This window comes from Nocardiopsis sp. TNDT3, from assembly GCF_003427465.1.
GTDB lineage: Bacteria > Actinomycetota > Actinomycetes > Streptosporangiales > Streptosporangiaceae > Nocardiopsis > Nocardiopsis dassonvillei.
Map to the genome: position 1 here is coordinate 1 of NZ_QPFC01000740.1, position 2,478 is coordinate 2,478.

General features: G+C 67.8%; 2 protein-coding genes. One reads left to right on the forward strand and one right to left on the reverse strand.

The window, feature by feature from the left end:
• Positions 1-37: 37 nt before the first annotated feature.
• Entirely contained in the window at positions 38-1,705 is a 1,668-nt protein-coding gene (locus DQW06_RS18250) for an ABC transporter substrate-binding protein (RefSeq protein WP_071622638.1), read from the reverse strand.
• 341 nt (positions 1,706-2,046) lie between these two features.
• Between DQW06_RS18250 and DQW06_RS18255 the strand changes: the two genes are divergently transcribed.
• The gene (locus tag DQW06_RS18255; RefSeq protein WP_013154645.1) at positions 2,047-2,454 is read left to right on the forward strand and encodes a hypothetical protein; all 408 of its coding nucleotides are present in this window, start codon (positions 2,047-2,049) and stop codon (positions 2,452-2,454) included.
• Positions 2,455-2,478: the final 24 nt, after the last annotated feature.

Below are 2,478 nucleotides of genomic sequence, written 5' to 3' on the forward strand. Positions count from 1 at the left end.
CCGGTCGGGCCCTTCCCCTCCCCGCGGAGGAGGGGGACTACTTCCAGGAGGCCTCGGCGAACTGCTCCTGGGTCAGCGGGCTGACGTTGGGCGGGTTGACGTTCGCGGAGAAGGCGATGGACGGCGGGGAGCTGGAGATGGGCAGCCCCGGCAGGATGTCCATGATCTGGTTGTTCAGGTCCTGGTAGGCGGCGACGCGCTCCTCCTGGTCCGGGTTGGTGCTCGCCTCCTCCATGGCCTCGAACAGGTCCTCGTCACGGAAGCCGAACTCGCTGTTGTACTGGGAGAACCAGGTGCCGATGAAGTTGTAGGCGTCGTTGTAGTCGCCGGTCCAGCCGAGCAGGTACAGCGGGCACTCACCCGAGTTGGTGCGCGGCACGTACTCGGTCCACTCGTAGGTGACCGGCTCCACGGTGACGCCGACCGCCTCCAGGTCCGCGGCGATGACGTCGAAGATGTCGCGCGGCGCGGGCATGTAGGGGCGGGTGACGTCGGTCGGGTAGCAGAACTCCAGGGTCAGGTCCTCCTGCCCGGCGTCCGCCAGCATCTCCCTGGCCAGTTCGGGGTCGTACTCGTAGGTCTGCACGTCCGGGGACCAGCCGTCGAGGGTGTCGGGGTGGAACTGGCTCGCGACCTCGCCGCCCTCGGGCAGGATCGTGTCGACGATGCGCTGGCGGTCCACGGCGTGGGCGAGGGCCTGGCGCACCTCAAGGTCGGCGAGCGCCTCGCTGGCCTCCTGCTGGTAGGCCATGTACAGGACGTTGAACACGCCGCGGGTGGGCACCTGGAACCCGGCCTCGGACAGGGGGGCGACGTCGGCGGGGGCGACCAGGTCGTAGCCGTGGATGTCACCCGCCTCCAGGGCCTGGCGGCGGGCGGTCTCGTCGGGGATCGCGCGCAGGATCATCGTCTCGAAGCCCGCGGCCTCACCCCAGTAGTCGTCGAAGCGCTGGAGGGTCACCTCGGCCTGGTCGTGGTCCCACTCCTGGACGGTGAAGGGCCCGGTGCCCGCGACGGTTCCGGCCGTCTGGGTGTACTCGGGGAGGGTGAAGTTGCCCTCCTCGCCGGTGATCTCGGCGTCGGCGATGGCCTCCAGCGTGCTGGGGCTCATGATGCCGAACGAGGCGAGGCTGAAGCCGCCGGGGAAGATCGAGGAGTACTCGTCGATCGTGATGACCGCGGTCAGCTCGTCGGTGGCCTCGCAGGAGACGTACCGGGACTCGGCGAGGTCCTCGCTCTCGTTCTCCGCGAAGCCGCCGAAGATCGACTGCCAGTAATAGGAGTTGTTCGAGCTCTGGAAACCGCCGGTGAGGTTGTACCAGCGGTCGAAGTTGGCGCAGACCGCCTCGGCGTTGAACTCGTCGCCGTCGTGGAACAGGACGCCGTCGCGCAGGTGGAAGGTCCAGACGGTGCCGTCCTCGGACTGCTCCCAGTCCTCGGCGAGTCCGCCGACGATTTCGGTCCCACCCGATTCGTGTTCGAGAAGGGTTTCGAATACCTGCCTGCTGTAACGGAAGGTCTCACCGTCACTGGTGAGGAAGGGGTCGAGGGTTTTGATGTCGCCCGCGGAGGCGAAGACGAAGGGTTCCGACGCGTCGGTCCCCCCGCCCTCGCGGTTACTCTCGGCGCACGCCGTGGCCACCAGCGTGAGCGCGGCCGCGGAGGCCAGGAGGGCCAGCGGCTTTCGGAAAGGCTTCCTGAACATGGTCCACCTCAGTGCGGGGCCCGGCAGGCCCTGGAACGATTGAGTGGACCCTAGACCGCTCCGAGAGCGACTGTGAAGATAGACAGCTGGGTATTAATACAACCGTTTCCCATCTGTGCCGTGATCCATGGGCGCATTTTCGGATACGAGTTGTCGAACAGATGAACGCACTATCACGTGATACTTCACGGCAACACCCCCGTAACCCGGGGAAAAGAATTTTCCCCGCCACCTGATATCGGATGATCGGATGAAAGGGTGTGTTTTCCGGGGCCGCGAACCCGCCCCGGAGCCCGGACACCGGTGTCGGTGGAGGCACCGGGCGGGCCTATGATCTGCCAATGACCACACCGCTTGACGACGCGGCGCTGACCGCGTTCCTCGAGGGCCAGGAGGCCTCCTGGCTGGCCGAACAGCTGATGCTGGTGGCCGACGAGGATCCCATCACCAGGATCCGGCTGACCGCCGCGGCCGGATCCGAGAGTGCCGTGGACGAGGCGCGGGCCGCCGTCCTCGCCATCGTCGCGGACCACCTCCCGCAGGAGGCCGCCCAGTCCCCCGACGACGGCGACGCCCTGCACCGGGCGCTGGACCTGCTGGACGACCTGGCCGACTACGGTTTCGAGGACGAGTCGGCCGACATCGCGGACGAGGCCAGGGAGATCTACCTGGGCCGCCACGGGGAGGACGACAGCGACCACCTGGCGCGGCTGCACGCGGCCGCCGACGGCGAGGACGACGAGGAGTAGCGCGGGAGGGGGCCGACGGCGCTC